9 protein-coding genes are annotated in these 16521 nt (G+C 50.3%); 5 read left to right on the top strand and 4 right to left on the bottom strand.

Features of this window, described 5'->3' with window-relative positions:
* The first annotated feature begins 3 nt into the window (after positions 1-3).
* The 5 genes from lepB (at position 4) to BLR73_RS07830 (ending at position 11111) form a co-directional block, all read left to right on the top strand.
* Complete coding sequence (lepB, locus tag BLR73_RS07810) at positions 4-1431, top strand: signal peptidase I (RefSeq protein ID WP_091860846.1); 1428 nt, start codon at positions 4-6, stop codon at positions 1429-1431.
* Positions 1432-1440: 9 nt separating this feature from the next.
* Positions 1441-2043, top strand: coding sequence for a WbqC family protein (locus BLR73_RS07815; protein ID WP_033150640.1), 603 nt, complete (start codon positions 1441-1443; stop codon positions 2041-2043).
* A 24-nt stretch (positions 2044-2067) separates the two neighbouring features.
* Positions 2068-5922, top strand: a complete 3855-nt coding sequence (locus tag BLR73_RS07820; RefSeq protein ID WP_091860849.1) for a hybrid sensor histidine kinase/response regulator transcription factor — start codon at positions 2068-2070, stop codon at positions 5920-5922.
* A gap of 173 nt (positions 5923-6095) precedes the next feature.
* Positions 6096-9137 carry a SusC/RagA family TonB-linked outer membrane protein gene (locus tag BLR73_RS07825; RefSeq protein ID WP_369821145.1) on the top strand — a complete coding sequence of 1014 codons (3042 nt, stop codon included), beginning with the start codon at positions 6096-6098 and terminating at the stop codon, positions 9135-9137.
* Between the two features lie 24 nt (positions 9138-9161).
* Positions 9162-11111: a RagB/SusD family nutrient uptake outer membrane protein gene (locus BLR73_RS07830; protein WP_091860855.1), complete on the top strand. Its 1950-nt coding sequence runs from the start codon at positions 9162-9164 to the stop codon at positions 11109-11111.
* Between the two features lie 90 nt (positions 11112-11201).
* Here the strand turns inward: BLR73_RS07830 and BLR73_RS07835 are convergent, their stop codons facing one another.
* Genes BLR73_RS07835 through BLR73_RS07850 form a run of 4 tightly spaced genes read right to left on the bottom strand, consistent with a single transcriptional unit; the run spans position 11202 to position 16493 of the window.
* Positions 11202-12464 (bottom strand): DUF2264 domain-containing protein, encoded by a 1263-nt coding sequence (locus tag BLR73_RS07835; protein ID WP_033150644.1) that lies wholly within the window; start codon positions 12462-12464, stop codon positions 11202-11204.
* Positions 12461-13639 (bottom strand): DUF4861 family protein, encoded by a 1179-nt coding sequence (locus BLR73_RS07840; protein ID WP_091860858.1) that lies wholly within the window; start codon positions 13637-13639, stop codon positions 12461-12463. The genes BLR73_RS07835 and BLR73_RS07840 overlap by 4 nt, the downstream gene beginning before the upstream one ends.
* The gene (locus tag BLR73_RS07845; RefSeq protein ID WP_091860860.1) at positions 13636-15381 is read right to left on the bottom strand and encodes a heparinase II/III domain-containing protein; all 1746 of its coding nucleotides are present in this window, start codon (positions 15379-15381) and stop codon (positions 13636-13638) included. Before BLR73_RS07845 ends, BLR73_RS07840 begins: the two co-directional genes overlap by 4 nt.
* Positions 15378-16493: a glycoside hydrolase family 88/105 protein gene (locus BLR73_RS07850; protein ID WP_091860863.1), complete on the bottom strand. Its 1116-nt coding sequence runs from the start codon at positions 16491-16493 to the stop codon at positions 15378-15380. Before BLR73_RS07850 ends, BLR73_RS07845 begins: the two co-directional genes overlap by 4 nt.
* Positions 16494-16521 lie beyond the last annotated feature (28 nt).

Raw genomic sequence — 16521 nt, forward strand, 5'->3', positions numbered from 1 at the left:
ATAATGGTAAAAAAGAAAGAATTCGACCCCAAGGTGCAGTGGGTCAAGTTTATTGGCGTGCTGGTGCTGTATCTGCTCTTCCTGTATTGGGTTGGCAGCTGGTGGGGACTGCTGGTAATTCCTTTTATCTTTGACGTGTATATTACCAAGAAGATAAAGTGGCAATGGTGGAAAGAGGCCGAAAAGCCCGTTAAGTTTGTAATGTCGTGGATCGATGCCCTGGTGTTTGCGCTGGTGGCCGTTTACTTCATCAACCAGTTCTTCTTCCAGAACTACGTGATTCCATCAAGTTCTTTGGAAAAGTCGCTGTTGACTGGCGATTACCTGTTTGTGTCGAAGGTAAGCTACGGTCCACGTATTCCTCAGACACCCTTGACGATGCCTCTTACCCAGCACACCCTGCCTGTGGTAGAGTGCAAGAGTTACATTGAGTGGCCACACTGGGAGTATCGTCGTGTAAAAGGCTTGGGTAACGTGCAGCTGAACGATATCGTAGTGTTCAACTATCCTGCCGGCGATACCATCTGTACCGCCCTGCAGTATCAGACCGAATATTACAACCTGTGCTACGGCTACGGTGTTGGCAACTATCCCAACATGCCCAACCCCGATAACCTTTCAGCCGAGCAGCGACTGAAGCTGTACGCCGATATCTATGAGACAGGTAAGAAGATTATCGCCGACCACCCACAGGAGTTTGGCGAGATTGCTACCCGTCCAACCGACCGTCGTGAGAACTATGTAAAGCGTTGTGTGGGATTGCCTGGACAAACTTTGCAGATTAAGGACCACGTGGTATATCTGGATGGCAAGGCCAACAAGGAGCCCGACAACGTGCAGTACACCTACGAACTGCGCCTGAAGCGCCATTTTACCGACGAGGAGATGGAGAAGTGGGGCATTACCCAGGAGGAGCTGGTATCGCTGAATAATAATGGTTACATGCCACTTACCAATCGCGTAGTGAGCGAGATGAAACAATGCGGCGACCTGCTGGAGAGCATCGCTTTCCACTACGACCGCGAAACATGGAGCCTGTATCCACAGAACGGTAACTACCACTGGACCCGCGATAACTACGGTCCTATCTGGATTCCGAAGAAGGGTGCCACCATCAATCTCACCCTTGAGAACCTGCCCATGTATGAGCGCTGTATCCGTGCCTACGAAGGTAACGACCTGCAGGTTCGCGATGGCAAGATCTATATCAACGGCAAGCAGGCCAACGAGTACACCTTTAAGCTGGATTACTACTGGATGATGGGTGATAACCGTCATAATTCGGCCGACTCTCGTTACTGGGGATTTGTGCCCGAGGATCATATTGTGGGTAAGCCTATCTTCATCTGGTGGAGTAGCGATCCCGACCGCAACGGATTTGGCGGCATTCGCTGGAGCCGTATCGGTAACATCGTAGATAATATTAAATAAGGTAGAACCATGCAGGTTTTGCTCAGTACAACCTATTTCGGCCCGGTGCAGTGGTATCAGAAGCTGCATCGGGCTGACACTGTGCTGATTGAACAGTGGGAGAGTTTCCTGAAGCAGACCTATCGCAACCGCTGCCTGATAGCCACCACCAATGGTGTGCAAGCCCTTACCGTGCCCGTTGAGCGTGGCACATCGCCTCTTATCAAGGATATCCGCATCAGCGATCATGGCAACTGGCGCCATCTGCACTGGATGGCCCTGCAGAGCGCTTATGGCGAATCGCCTTTCTTTGAGTATTACCAGGACGACATCCGCCCGTTTTTTGAGCAGCGATGGGACTATCTGGTAGATTTTAACGAGGCCATCAGCCAGAAAATGTGCGAACTCATCGATATTCAGCCCCAAGTGGCCCGAACAACTGAGTTCATCCCCGAACCAATAGATCTGACTGACTACCGTTCAGCCATCAACCCTAAACATCCGGCACCCGATGCCGATTTCTCGCCTAAGCCCTATTATCAGGTGTACGCCCAGAAACATGGGTTCCTGCCCAATCTGTCGGTGTTAGACCTGCTATTTAACATGGGGCCCGAAAGCATCTTCTATTTATAACTTGTAAACCTCAATTTAAAAACAATGTTCCGTTATCTACTACTTACATTACTATCAACATTTACACTACTTAGTTCTGGTCAATCGCACTTCTACACGTCAGAGAAACTGTCGAGTAACCAGATAACCCAGATATGCCAGGATAAGGACGGCTACATCTGGATTGGTACCGAGTATGGTTTGAACAAATACGACGGTTACCGTTTTACCAACTATCTGCACGAGAAAGGTAACCCCAATACTGTGAGCAGCAATGTGATATCGTATCTGTTCGAGGATGTGAACGGCACCCTCTGGGTGGGTACCCAGCTGGGTCTCGACCGCTTCGATCCTGTTACCAACCAGTTTATTTCGGTTGAGATGAAAGGTGCCACCAGCATACCTCGTATCAATGCCATCATTCAGGAAGATGCCAACCACCTGCTGATTGGTACAGCCGGTTACGGATTGTATCGCGTAGATACCCGTACCAACAATTCGCAGCGTGTTGAGGGCTACGCCAAGGCAGATAAAAACTATTTTAGTTATATTTTTATCGATCAAAAGGGCTATTTCTGGAAATCGGGTCATGGTAATTCCATTATCCGCCGTTCGCCCAAAGGTAAGATCGAGGAGCTGCTGTCGCCTTACGGTATGGTAACCGGTTTTGTAGGTTACGAGGGCGGTGTGCTGATAGTGTGCAATCACGGACTGCTTTACTATCGCAACGGACAGCTGACATCCGATTATATCGACCCAGGCGAGATGCGTGGTAAGGACTTGGTGTTGCGTACCGCCAAGTGCGACAAGGCTGGCAACCTGTATATCGGCACCATGGGCGATGGTCTGTGGTGGGTGCCTCGTGGCGAGCGCCGTATGCGCCGCTATGAGTTCCAGAATGCCTCGTTGGATTTGAACACAGCTACCATCTGGGCGCTGTTCGAGGATAATCAGGAGAACCTGTGGATTGGTTGTCAGAGTCGCGGTCTGCTGCTTATTCCCCAGCACCAGTCGCCCTTCCGCTCGTGGAAGTTCATCGATCAGCACCTGAGTACAGGCGGTTCGCTCAGTTCTATCTGTGCTGGCGACAACGGTATGACCTGGTGTGCTGTACAGAATAACGGTGTATTCGGATTTGATGCTGCGGGTCGCTTGGTGGCTCATCCAGCCTCGCCCGATGGTACGTATGTGATATACCGCGATGGAATGGGCCGTTATTGGCTTGGTACCAACGCTGGACTTTATGCCTACAACCCTCTTACCGGACAGTATCAGCTTAAGACATCGTTCAAGAGCGGCTTTGTTAACTCGATTACCGACGATGGAAAGGGCAAACTCTTCTTCTCGGTTTATTCGTTGGGCTTCTTCTCGTACGATACCAATACCGATGAATTGCGCCATTTCAGCATGTACGATGGCGACGGACCGAAAGGCCGACTGCATAACGACTGGATCAGAGAACTGCTGTTTGACAGTCGTGGTAAGCTCTGGATTTGTTCGGCTTCGGGTATTAACTGTTACGACCCTGCCGAAGATAGTTTCCGTTCGTATGGCTGGGAGGTGCTGCTTGATTATAACACCATCGAATCAGTCTGCGAAACGCACGATCATAAGATGTTGTTCGGCACCTATTCAGGCTTGTATTATTACGATGAAAAGGAGAAAAAAGCCAAACCGTTCCCCGATGCCGAAGTGCTGAGCAACAAGGTGGTGAACGGTATCATCCAGGATCAGGCTGGCGACTTATGGATTAGTACTACTATGGGTCTTTGGCAGTACAAACATGCCGACCAGCAGTTTGTGAGCTATCTTTACGGTAATGGTCTGGCCAGTCGCGAGTATGTCAGCGGTACAGCTATGCGCACCCACGATGGTCGCATCTGGTTCGGCTTTAGCGATGGTATCACCTCGTTTAATCCTGCCGATCTGCAGATAAAGAATTCCGAAATAGGCAAAGTGCTGCTTACAGGCGTCTATGTAGGCGGTGTGGCACGTCCCAGCACCAAGCGCATCGAGCTCGATTTCATCGACAACACCTTTGCGTTGGAGTTCTCGTCGCTCAACTTTGCCAATGCCGAGAACGTGATTTACGAGTACCGATTGAACGGCAACCGCGAGTGGGGACAAACCGAAGTAGGTCGTAACGTGGTATCGTTTACCCACCTGCAGCCCGGTTCGTATATCCTCGAGGTGAGAGCCTACGACAACGGTATTTATTCTGATACCGAGATCTACCACATTATTGTGCATGCACCTTGGTACAGATCCTCGTGGGCGTACATTATATATATATGTATAGGACTGCTGACGCTTGGCACCTTGGTTTGGGGCTATGTTCGTCGTCGTCGCCGGGAGTTGGACGAGGATAAGATGAAGTTCCTCATCAACGCCACCCACGATATCCGCTCGCCGCTGACGCTCATCATGAGTCCGCTGCACAAATTGCTGAAGCGCGACTTCGACCCAGAGGTAACCAACGAGCTGAAGACCATCGAGCATAACGCCCAGCGCGTGCAGAATCTGGTGAACCAGATACTTGATATCCGTAAGATGGACCGCCAGCAGATGAAGCTGCAATGCCAGGAAACCGATATGGTACAATATGTGGGCAACCTGCTCAAGTCGTACGAATATACAGCCAACGAGCGTCATATCAACTTCCGCTATGCGCCTACGCTCGATAAACTCAGTGTGTGGTTCGATCGTAAGGCCATCGATAAGGTGGTCGACAATCTGCTCTCGAACGCCTTTAAGTACACCTACGATGGTGGTGAGATTGAGGTGTGTGTATCCCAGGATACCGATACGCAGACAGCTATCCTGCAGGTGGTTGATAATGGTATGGGCATCAAGGGCGACCCACGCAAGCTCTTCGACCGTTTCTATCAGGGTGCCAGCTCGCGTAGCATGCATATCGAGGGTACAGGTATCGGCCTGAACCTGTGCAAGATGGTGGTTGAGATGCATCATGGCACTATCGAGGCCGCCAATCGCAGCGACGAGCAGGGAAGTGTGTTCACCGTTCACCTGCCTTTGGGCTGCGAACATCTGAAGGAAGAAGAGCTGCTGAAGGTTGAGGAGAAAGAGAAGACAACACGCCAGCGCTCGCAGTATAGCTATCAGGTACTGATTGTTGACGACGATGAGGAGATAGGTCGCTATATCGCTCAGGAGCTGGGCTGCTACTATCATATCACCCCCGTAACCAGCGGTCGTGAGGCCCTGCGCCTGCTGCTTTCTGAATCCGAGAAGCAGTTCGACCTGGTGGTGAGCGATGTGATGATGCCCGAGATGGACGGCTTTACGCTGCTGCGAATGATTAAGACCAATATGAACCTGAATCATATCCCAGTAGTGATGCTTACCTCGAAGGCTGCTGTGGCCAACCGTCTGGAGGGCTTGGAGAAAGGTGCCGACGCCTTCCTGGCCAAACCGTTTGATATGGACGAGTTGCACATGGTGATCAACAACCTGATTAGCACCAACCTGCGACTGAAGGGCAAATACTCGGGTTTGCAACAGCCCAAGGATAAGATTGAGGAGAAACCTATTAAGGGTAACGACGAGCTGCTGATGGAACGTGTGCTGAAAGAGGTGAACGAACATTTGGATGATAACGACTTTAGTGTTGAGATGCTGGCCAAGGGTGTTGGCATCAGTCGCGCCCAGCTGCATCGAAAAATGAAGGAACTCACCGGAATCCCCGTCAGCGAGTTTATCAGAAACATTCGTTTGGAGCAAGCCGTACGTCTGCTCGAGGAGCAAAAAATCAATGTTACACAGGTTGCATATTCAGTTGGATTTAGTAACTTAGCACACTTTTCAACGGTGTTCCGCAAGCAATTTGGAGTGTCTCCAACCGAATATATTGAGCAAAAAGGACTAAAAAACCCCGGTTGAGACAAAAGTGAAACGAAACGCAACATACGTTAAAGCCTCTAAAAAAGAATCTGCCTATCTTTGCGGCAGATTTTTTTCTTTTATTCAATTAATTAAATTTTAACTAACAAACCAAACGTATGAGTTTCAAAGCAAAGAAAACAGCCTTAGTTGCAGGATTGTGCTTTTTAGGCATGGCTCCTGTACAGCAGGCTTCGGCAGCTACCGCAGCAGTAGCTTCCGTACAGCAAACGAAGCAGGCAACCGGTTATGTAGCTGACTCTCAGGGTCCGCTGATTGGTGCCACGGTTATGGAGAAGGGTACTAATAATGGTACCGTTACCGATTTCAACGGCTTCTTCACTCTTAATGTAAAGCCAGGTGCAACAATTGTTGTATCATATGTAGGCTACGTATCGCAGGAGGTTAAGGCCGGCGATAACTTAAAAATCAATCTTAAGGAAGACGGCCACGTTGTAAACGAGGTTGTTGTTATCGGTTACGGTACCCAGCGTCGTGAGGCCGTTACCGGTTCTGTTGCAAACATTGGTGGTGAGAAACTTAACCAGGTTGCAGCTACTAACGCCGCTCAGGCTCTGCAGGGTCGTGTAGCTGGTGTTTTGATGACACAGACATCTTCTAAGCCAGGTGCTGAGATGCAGATTCGTATTCGTGGTCAGCGCTCACTGACTGCAAGTAACGACCCTCTGATTGTGCTCGATGGTATTCCATTCATGGGTCAGCTTTCAGATATCAACCCAGCCGACATCAAGTCGATGGATATCCTGAAGGATGCTTCTGCTACCGCTATCTACGGTTCGCGTGGTGCTAACGGTGTTATCATCATCACAACCGTTAAGGGTAACCAGGGGGCACCTGCTAAGGTTACATATAATGGATATGTATCATTCAAGAAGGTTTTCCACAAGTATCCTATGATGGACGGTCCTACGTTCTCAAAGATGCGTCAGTATGCTGGTTTGTACCAGAACTCACTCGACGAGAGCGAAAACACTAACACCGACTGGCAGGATCTGTACTATCAGACTGGTATCAGCCACAACCACGACCTGAGTGTTGCTGGTGGTACCAATGGTGGTAGTTTCAGCTTCGGTGCTGGTTACTATAAGGACGAGTCGGTTGTTCCTACCGAGGGTTACGACCGTATCTCTGTTCGTGGTAACTTCGACCAGAAGATTGGTAAGTACTTCCGCTTTGGTTTGAGCACCAACAACAGCTATCGCAAAACTCAGGGTGTGAACAATATGTACGCTGTACTGGGTTCATCTCCTCTGTCAAGCCCATACGATGCTGATGGTAACCTGAAGCGTTACAACGCTCTGCCTGCCGACGACCAGATTGTGGTTACTAAGGAGACTGTTGAGCGCGATAAGGATGTATGGTTGAGCGAGAACAAGGGTATCGGTTCATACAACACACTGTTCGCCGAGTTGAAGTGCCCATGGATTGAGGGTCTGACCTATCGTGTAAACGTTGGTTTGAACTTCCGCAGCTCTAAGAGCGGTAGCTTCACAGGTACAGGTATTAATAATAAGGATGCCAATGCTGTTAACAGTGGTTCTATCTACGAGAACCAGACACGTAACTGGGCTGTTGAGAACCTGCTCACCTACGACCGCACCTTCGCTGAGAAGCACAATCTGAATGTTGTTGCTATGTACTCTGCCGAGCAGACTACTTACGAGCAGACTGGTGCTACAGCACAGGAGATTCCTGCCGACTACTTCCAGTACTATGCACTCGACAAGGCTACAGGTCAGTCTAACCTCACTGGTTATAACTACTGGCAGAGCGGTCTCGTTTCTTGGATGGGACGTGTGATGTATTCTTATGATAATAAGTATATGATTTCAGCCGCCCTCCGTTCAGATGCTTCTTCACGTCTGGCTAAGGGTCATCAGTGGCACACATATCCTGCAGTAAGTGCCGGTTGGAACATTGCCCGTGAGAACTTCATGGAGAACCTGAAGTGGATCGACAACCTGAAGCTTCGCGTAGGTTATGGTGAGACTTCTAACCAGTCTATCAACCCATATTCTACTCTCGGTGGTCTGGCTACACGTAACTACAACTTCGGTTCTACTTATAAGTCAGGTTACTATGTAAACTCTCTGCCTAACCCAGAGCTTGGTTGGGAGTACTCTAAGACTTGGAACTTCGGTCTCGACTTCTCATTCTTCAATGGTCGTCTGTCTGGATCGTTCGAGTACTATACTCAGAAGACTAACGATATCCTGCTGAGCGTTAAACTGCCTGATACATCAGGTGTAAGCAGCTATACCGGTAACATCGGTAAGACTCAGAACAAGGGTTGGGAGTTCTCTCTGAACGGTATCATCATCGACAACAAGAATGGTTGGAACTGGGAGGCTGGTATCAACGTTTACCAGAACCGCAACAAGCTGGTTGAGCTGGCATCAGGTGCTGATCGCGATGAGGGTAACCTCTGGTTCGTTGGTCATCCTATCGATGTTATCTACGACTATGAATATGTAGGTCTGTGGCAGAAGGACGATCCATATCTGGATATTCTTGAGCCAGGTGGTAACGTAGGTATGATTAAGGTGAAGTATCGTGGCGATGCCTCTAAGGGTGACTTTAAGGAAGATGGTGTTACACCAAGTCGCCAGATTGGTCCTGACGATCGTCAGATCATGAGCATGGAGCCCGACCTGATTGGTGGTTTCAATACTACTGTTGCTTATAAGAACTTCGACCTGACTGTTATCGGTGCCTTCCAGATTGGTGGTAAGCTCATCTCTGCTATCCACTCTTCAAACGGTTACCTGAACATGCTTACTGGTCGTCGTAACAACATCGACGTTGACTACTGGACTGAGAACAACACTGGTGCTAAGTATCCAAAACCAGGTGGTATCCAGAGCAGTGATAACCCCAAGTACGGTTCAACACTGGGTTACTTCAATGCTGGTTATCTGAAGTTCCGCACCATCACACTGGGTTACAACTTCGACAAGCTGCAGGCTGTTAAGGATCTTGGTATCAGCCGTCTGCGCCTGTACGCTACCGTTCAGAACCCATTCGTTCTCTTCTCGCCATACAACAACGAGAGCGGACTTGATCCAGAGACCAACTCTTGGTCAAACGAGAATACGGCTGTAGGTTACTCATTCGGTAGTCACAGAATGCCTATCGTAGGTTATAACACACCTGCTACCCGCAACTTCATCTTCGGTGTTAATGTAACATTCTAATGAATCATTAAAGAATTAAGAGTTATGAAAACTAAAAGTATCAAATATATTCTTGCTGCGGGTCTCGTATGCTGTGGTCTTTCTACAACCATGACATCCTGCAATAACGTGCTCGATGAGCAGCCCCGTAGCCAGTTCGACCCAACCTTCTTCAATACGAAGGCGGGTATTGAGGGCGGTCTGACATCGCTCTACGCTCACCTGCGCTATTTCTATGGCAACGGTTACTACCTGAACACCCTCGAGACAGGTACCGATGAGTACACATACGCACAGAGTGCCGATGGTAACTTTAAGGATGCCGACCTCTCAGGTGTAGGTTCTGTTACTCCTTCAAGCACCGTTGCTGGTGGCGCATGGGGTACCCTGTTTGCAAACATCAATACCGCCAGCGGTATTATCGAGAATGGTGCTGAGGCTGGTATCGATCCAGCTCTGCTCGCCGAGGCTCACTTCTTCCGTGCATTCGACTACTTCATCCTGGTGCAGACCTACGGTGGTGTGCCCCTCGATCTGGGTGCTGGCGAACTGAAGTTCAACACTTCTACCGTTCGTACCTCTGTACGTAACACTGTTCCTGAGGTTTATGCTGCTATCTTCGCTGACCTCGAGAAGGCTGTTAACGAGCTTCCTGAGAACCCACGTCTCACAGGTACTGCTACCAAGAACCTGGCTCGTCTGTATCTCTCAAAGGCTTATCTTACCTACGCTTGGTGGTTGGAGAATCCTAACAACATTCCTACCTTCCCAGAGTGCAGCCGCGATGCCAGCCAGGCTAACAGCTACTTCCAGAAGGCTTACGATACCGCTATGGCTGCCATCAACAATCCTGGCCCATACGCTCTGCAGCCTACATTCTATGATGTAAACGTTGCTACCAACGACCGCAACTCTGAGATCATGCTCTACGCTGATCATGATGAGGACGAGAAGTATGGTAACGGTGGTGCTGGCTACGGATGGGGTAGCGGTGGTTCTCCTGAGAACTTCGCTTACTGGATGGAGACCTGGAACTACACTGAGATGATTGCCAAGGCTGCTTCGGGTAACACTATCAACCCCATCCAGCGTGAGGCTGTTCAGGCCCTCGGTCGTCCTTGGACCCGTATGGCTCCTATCGCCGACAACTTCATGGAAGGTGGTGTTTGGGAAGATGCTGTTAAGGCTATCGACTCACGTTACGATGCAACCTTCACCCTGCGCTATCACACCAACTGGCAGAAGAGTGGTAACACTGAGCCTTACGTAATCGGTGCTAATGGCGAGAAGGTATATCCAAACGAGGTTTACTTCAGCTGGGTTCCTGAGAGCGAGGACAGCAAGATTAACTACACTGGTGCCGATGGTAAGCTCGGATTTGGTGAGATGGCAGGTCGTCCTGACTTCGTAGTTGCTGTTAACCACATCAGCCGTAAGAAGTACCCCATCAACTGGAAGATTGGTATCTATCGTACTGATAACGATGGTGGTCTGGGTTCAAAGGTTAATGGTGGTAGCCCACGTCCTTGGAATGTAGCTAAGTTCTCTGAGTTCTATCTCATCGGTGCCGAGGCAGCTGTGAAGCTTGGCAAGCAGACCGAGGCTAAGACATTGGTTAACGTGCTCCGTGCCCGTGCCGGTAAGCAGACCTATAGCCAGAACGACGACAAGGCTGTATCTGTAGATAAGAGCGCTGAAATGGTAGCTGCTACTCCTGCTACTATCACTATCGACTTTATCCTCGACGAGCGTAGCCGTGAGTTCTGGGGTGAGGGATACCGTTGGTTCGACCTCGTTCGTACACAGAAGTGGGGTGAGCGTGCCGGTACATACCGCATCGCAGGTGCTGGTTACACCGATAAGGATCTGCAGACAGTTAAGCGTGATATTCCTGCTGGTTACTATATCCGTCCTATCCCACAGGGACAGCTCGATGGTATGGAGATGACCGAGGAGGAGAAGACTGCTTATCAGAACCCTGCTTACAGAAATTAATTAGTTAGATAACCGTTTTTCTCTATTAGCACGGGCCGCCCAAATCTGGACGGCCCGTGTATCATTTTTTATTCCCGCGTGTGGGAATTATTACCACTTATCGTGCGTGCGGATATCATCACCCCAGCGGTGATCCTTAGGGAACTTCTGTCCGTTCCAGGCTTTTACCTGTGTCCAAGGCTCAGCAGCATCGGTCCAGAAAGGATGATCGGCTGGCAAACCAAGTGGCATCAAGCTCAAGCTGGTGAGATAAAGCGAACCGTTGTTGGTGTACCAATCGGCAACCTCAGGCTGTGAACCGCAGAAACCGATAGTAAGATAACCGGCATCGTTAAAATTCTGCTGATAGTCGAACATACGGTGATGCACCTTGGTAAGGGCAGCGCGAACCTGTCCGTTGCTCAGTTCCTTAGGCAGCTTCTGATACCAGGCTATCAAAGCCAACGTCTGCATAGCGGCTGTACGATAGGGGATAGAGCGGCCAATTACGGGGAAAGTACCCTCTGGCGATATGAATCGCTCCAGGATGATAGCGTACTTCTGTGCACGCTTCAGGGCGCGATCGTAGTACTTCTGATAGTCGATACGGGTATTGGCTTTTGCATCTACCATTGCCTGTAGGGTTTCCAGATACATCGCATGGAACACGTAGCTGCTGTAGTAGTCGAAAGCAAACACGGGGCCATCGGCATACCAGCCATCGCCCACATACCACTCTTCAACCTTACGGCAGGTGGTGTTTACGCGGAACTCATCGTACTGAGCACCAGCCTTAGCCAGCAAGCTCTCGATGGTTGATGAGAACAGGAACCAGTTGGTGTAGGGAGGGTCGATCTTTCTTAAGGCCTGAAACTCCTTGATGTAACGCTGCTTGGTTACTTCGTCGAGCGGCTGCCACAGGGTGTCCCAGGCACGCAGGAACGATTCGGCGATATAAGCGGCATCTACCAGGTTCTGTCCGGCCTTACCCCAGCACAGATAGTCGGGCGAAGCAGGATCAACAGCGTTCTTATACGAGGCTAATGCCCACTCGCGCAGTTGGTGGCGCTGCTGGCTCTCAGCGGTATTGTCGTCGGGTAGTGCAAGCCAAGGGGCTACACCAGCCATCAGGCGTCCGAAGGTTTCCATATATACCACCGAGCGGTCGCGGTTATCAAACGAGGGCGAGAACTCTGTCTTCATGTTCTTCTGCAGCTCGCCCTTGGCCATATTCTCCAATACGGGTTGGGCCATCTTGTAGGCTAACGAGCACCAGTACTGACGGTCGGTTTGTTCTGGCGTTTTTGTCTTTTTGGCTTGCGTTGGTATTACTAGCATCAGGGCTAATACCAACAAGGTTGTTGTTCGTTTCATTTGATGTCTGTTATTAGTGGATTCTTGATATTGTTCAGATAGTTGTCGGCCAAAAGCTGCCACTCGGCCATCGTCTTCACGTCGTTGCTGCTCCAGGCTGAGCCGAAATAATAGGTATAGGGCTTGCCATTATAATGGCGCACAATGCCCAAGGCGTGGTTCTTGTTGCCGTTAAGTCGGGTGGTTTCATCCACACCGTTAGGGAACAAGGTACCCACGTAAATCTGCGACTGGTTTACTTTGGGGTTGTCGGTGGGGTCGGCATACAGCACATAGTCTTTGCCAAGCGCTAACTCACCCTCGCCATTCAGCACCACACCTGTAGCCCAGCCGGTTTTCTGTTTCATACCGTCGTACCATACGGTTATCTTGTTGTAATGCGAACCGCGATCCAGACTCACCAGTCGGTGCTCTGTTGCGCCATCGTTATTGGAATGATAGGTCAGCTCTACGGTGAAACGTAGCGGACCGTTGTCCAATATCTTGTAGTCCTTAAAGCAATAAGGATAAACCAGTTCGCCATTCTTCATCAGCGCAGGTGCGCCGCAACCTAAACTCGGACCAACAGAGTAAACATCCATTCCCTCACCATGGTCGTGGTGGAACGATGTGGCCAGGTATATCTCGTTGGCCTCCTTGGACTTGCCAGCTCTTTTCAGCGAGTCGCGTTGTCCCACACCCCACAGGTGCATCTTATAACGTTTCTCTAAAACCAGTTCTGGGGTGCTTTTGGTCCATACGTCGGTACCGAACGATTTCTCACCGCTACGCTGCAGGGCTGGACCGTACATGCGATAGATGCCCAGATCGTTCTCCCAGGTCATATCGTCGGCACGTTCGGGGAACAATCTTCCATAAACATACGATTTCATCGCAGCTGGCTGTCCTTTCTCGATGGTGAATACAGCTTTGCTGTGGGGCTGAACCGACACATACATCAGTAGCTTGCCATCGTACGATAGCTGGTAAGCCTGCTCCTGGCCGAAGCCGTTCTTAATCACGAATGTCTCGCCTGCGTTTAAGCCTAATCGGTTAGATACCGTCTGTAAGTCGGCTTCTACTACCTCCTGACGTTGGTAGTCGCTTGGGTTGGTTACCGTAAGGGTTGTTTGCTGGGCACTGACCCCTTTGGTCAGTGCACCCAGCAAAACTATAGTAAGTAGTAGTCTAATCATTTGATACTATATTTGATTTGTTGCTTAGTTTTTGCCGATTTCACCGTTAGTACAATGCGGTACATCTCTTTTCCCCACATGCCTTGCAGCAGCGGGTCGAGTTGGTTGCTGATATCCTCGATAACTGCTTCCAGTTGGTTGGCGTTGTAGCTGATGTGCTTCAGCGCATCGCGGTTGGTGGTCATCAGCATCAATCGGGTAGGAGCTTTGTAGGCATCCAGCTCAAAGTCCTCGGTTACCGATACACCCGATTTAGTGGCTGTAACGGTGCGTTTCCACGATTTTACTGCAGCCTCTTGGGGATAGGCTCCAGCAATGTCGAGTGTCAGTTTTCCGTTCTGGTGACTTACCACCTTGGCGCCGAACGCCTTTCCATCCTGCTGGTCGGTGCCGTTAATCTGTGGCAGATTATGATAGCCCGACTGCATGGTCCATATCTCGTAGCGACTGTTGCTGAAGGTCTTGGCGGTATATTCGCCCACGCCTGGATCAATCAGCAGCGGTTCGCCATCAACATATACTAAGAACGAGCCCACGTCGTTGTGATTGTGGCTCTCGCCGTTGTGTCCGCCCTTAAAGGCTGTAAAATGGCCGCCACGGCGCGCAGTCATAATCTGTAGGTTAGGTAACCACGCATCCTTAATGAGTGGCTCCTGAGGCTTTTCTGCGATGAAATCGCGAATATTTCGTAAGAAGAACAGCTCGCGCCCCAGTGTTGGGAAGTTGCCGCTCTTATCGTAAAGCTTGGCAGGCTGGGTCAGCACTTGCTTGGTTCGTCCTAAGTAAGCGCCAAACTCGCGCATGGTTTTATCGTTCAGCCAGTGACCGAATGGATACACGATGTTTACCTGTTGCACAGCCTTGTTCTCGTGTGCATCGGCAAAGTTCACACAGTAATCATTCCCGATATAGGTCTTATAGCTGTAAGCAGCCATTTTTCTGATTTTTTCGGCCTGCGCATCGAAATGTGAGGCATCGGGCAGTAATCTCAGTACCTCGAACATCGAGGCTGCGGCGCGGTCCCAATAGCCAGGACCCTCATCGCAACCGCCATCCTCGGGGTAGGCGTCGATAAACGCATGGGTGGCCTTTTCTATTTGGGCGATGGCTTCGGCTTTGCGGGCCTCGTCCTTCTCACAGATCAGCACACAGGCCAGCCAGTTGCTGCAGATCCATGGGTTCCAGTTCATGCCTGCTGTCTTCCACCAGTAGTTGTTGGCTACGGCAGGTTTCAGGATACGCTGTTCTACCTCTCGGTCGATACGTTGACAGATATCGGGCGAGAAGGCATCCAACTGCTTCTCCAGCATATAGCGTGTCCATACAATCAAACTGGCTGTCTCGGCATTAAACAAGTCAACCTCCTGTATCTCCTGCAGGGGGATGCGTTTGCCATAGTGGGCGGGGATGCCCCACCAGGTTTCTTCGCAAAAACTACCGATTCCATCGATGATGTCGTTCATAAACCTTCCCTTGCCTTCTACAATCTCTGCCATCACAAGTGCAGCTAGATGCCGACGCTTCTCAAAACAGATACCCTCGTAGTTTACGCGGTTACCGGTTATCTTGTTCTCAGCAAAAACAGTCCAGGGCAAAGCCGTCCACGCTTTGCCCAGATACTGTTCGCCATATACGGTATAGCTTTGCTTCATCTCCTGAGGGATGGAGTCGCGCCAGAACGCATCCTCAGCCTGCGGTAACAGGTTGGCTATACCGAGTGCTATTGTTAATAACAGATTCATCGGCTAATGTATTTCACGTATTCACATGCGGCCAGCAGGAAGGCACCAACACCAAAGTTGGCCTGCGAGTTGGCATCTACTGTCTGTCCGGGAATAGCGCGCTCGCCGATGGGCTGTACATAACCCACCTTACCGTCCTTCTGCAGGGCGATGGTGGTGAGATAGTTCCACGCCTTATCGATGGTGGGGGCAAACTCCTTCTTCGACAGATAACCGTGATTAACGCCCCACAACAGGCCGTAGCAGAAGAAGGCTGTACCGCTGGTTTCATAGCCAGGCGCCTGCTCTGGGTCCATCATCGAGCGGGTCCAGTGGCCCTGTGGCTGCTGCAACTTCTTCACGCCGCGTGCCAGGTTCACGTACTTCTCAACAAAGAATGGCTGACGGACGTAAGTCTCGGGCATATCCTGTAACACCTTGGCCAGTCCGGCCAGCACCCAACCATCGCCACGTGCCCAGAAATCCTTCTTGCCCTTGGCGGTTTTGTGCTTTGGGTAGATGTATTTGCCATCGCGGAAGTACAGTCCAGTCTCCTTGTCGAGCATGATACTATCGCTGTAGCAGATGTTTTCGTAGAGTTTGCGCAGATACTTGGTGTCACCAGTCAGTTTGTACATCTTAGTGAGTGCGGGCATCACCATGTAGAGTGCGTCGGCCCACCACCAGTAGTCGTTGGCTTTCGAGTCGGCCTCATAGCCCATCACCTCCTTGGCGCGTGCTATCTTCTTCTCGTCGGGTTGCAGGTTGTACAAGTCTATGTACGTCTGGAAGCAGATCTGCCAGTCGCCAAACAGTACATAGTCCTGTCCCTCACCGTAGTTCTTGTATTTCCAGTTGGCGGGGTTGGGTTCGGTGGCACCTTTCCACTGGTTGTGTTCCGCCCAGCGAATACTGTAGTCCAGCATCTGCTCATCCTGCAACAACTTGTACACCTCCATATTACCTGTATGGTAGGCGGCGTTGTCCCAGAAAGAGCGTACTTCGGCTGGATTATTGGTCTGCCAGTAGGTGTTAACCAAGCGTATCATGTCCTTTACCTCGTCGGTAGTCCATCGCTTGGCCTGAACCATCATGGTGCTCAGCAAACATGCCAATAATAATAGTTTTCTCATAGAGTTCGTTTGTTTGTTTTTGTTTTAA

Origin of the sequence: Prevotella sp. khp1 (assembly GCF_900102205.1) — a bacterium.
Taxonomy (GTDB): Bacteria; Bacteroidota; Bacteroidia; order Bacteroidales; family Bacteroidaceae; genus Prevotella; species Prevotella ruminicola.

Bases quoted from the DNA above. Each gene is read 5' to 3' on its own strand.
- BLR73_RS07845 (WP_091860860.1), bottom strand. From the start codon at position 15,381: ATGAATCTGTTATTAACAATAGCACTCGGTATAGCCAACCTGTTACCG.
- BLR73_RS07840 (WP_091860858.1), bottom strand. From the start codon at position 13,639: ATGATTAGACTACTACTTACTATAGTTTTGCTGGGTGCACTGACCAAA.
- lepB (WP_091860846.1), top strand. From the start codon at position 4: ATGGTAAAAAAGAAAGAATTCGACCCCAAGGTGCAGTGGGTCAAGTTT.
- BLR73_RS07835 (WP_033150644.1), bottom strand. From the start codon at position 12,464: ATGAAACGAACAACAACCTTGTTGGTATTAGCCCTGATGCTAGTAATA.
- BLR73_RS07820 (WP_091860849.1), top strand. From the start codon at position 2,068: ATGTTCCGTTATCTACTACTTACATTACTATCAACATTTACACTACTT.
- BLR73_RS07850 (WP_091860863.1), bottom strand. From the start codon at position 16,493: ATGAGAAAACTATTATTATTGGCATGTTTGCTGAGCACCATGATGGTT.
- BLR73_RS07825 (WP_369821145.1), top strand. From the start codon at position 6,096: ATGGCTCCTGTACAGCAGGCTTCGGCAGCTACCGCAGCAGTAGCTTCC.
- BLR73_RS07830 (WP_091860855.1), top strand. From the start codon at position 9,162: ATGAAAACTAAAAGTATCAAATATATTCTTGCTGCGGGTCTCGTATGC.
- BLR73_RS07815 (WP_033150640.1), top strand. From the start codon at position 1,441: ATGCAGGTTTTGCTCAGTACAACCTATTTCGGCCCGGTGCAGTGGTAT.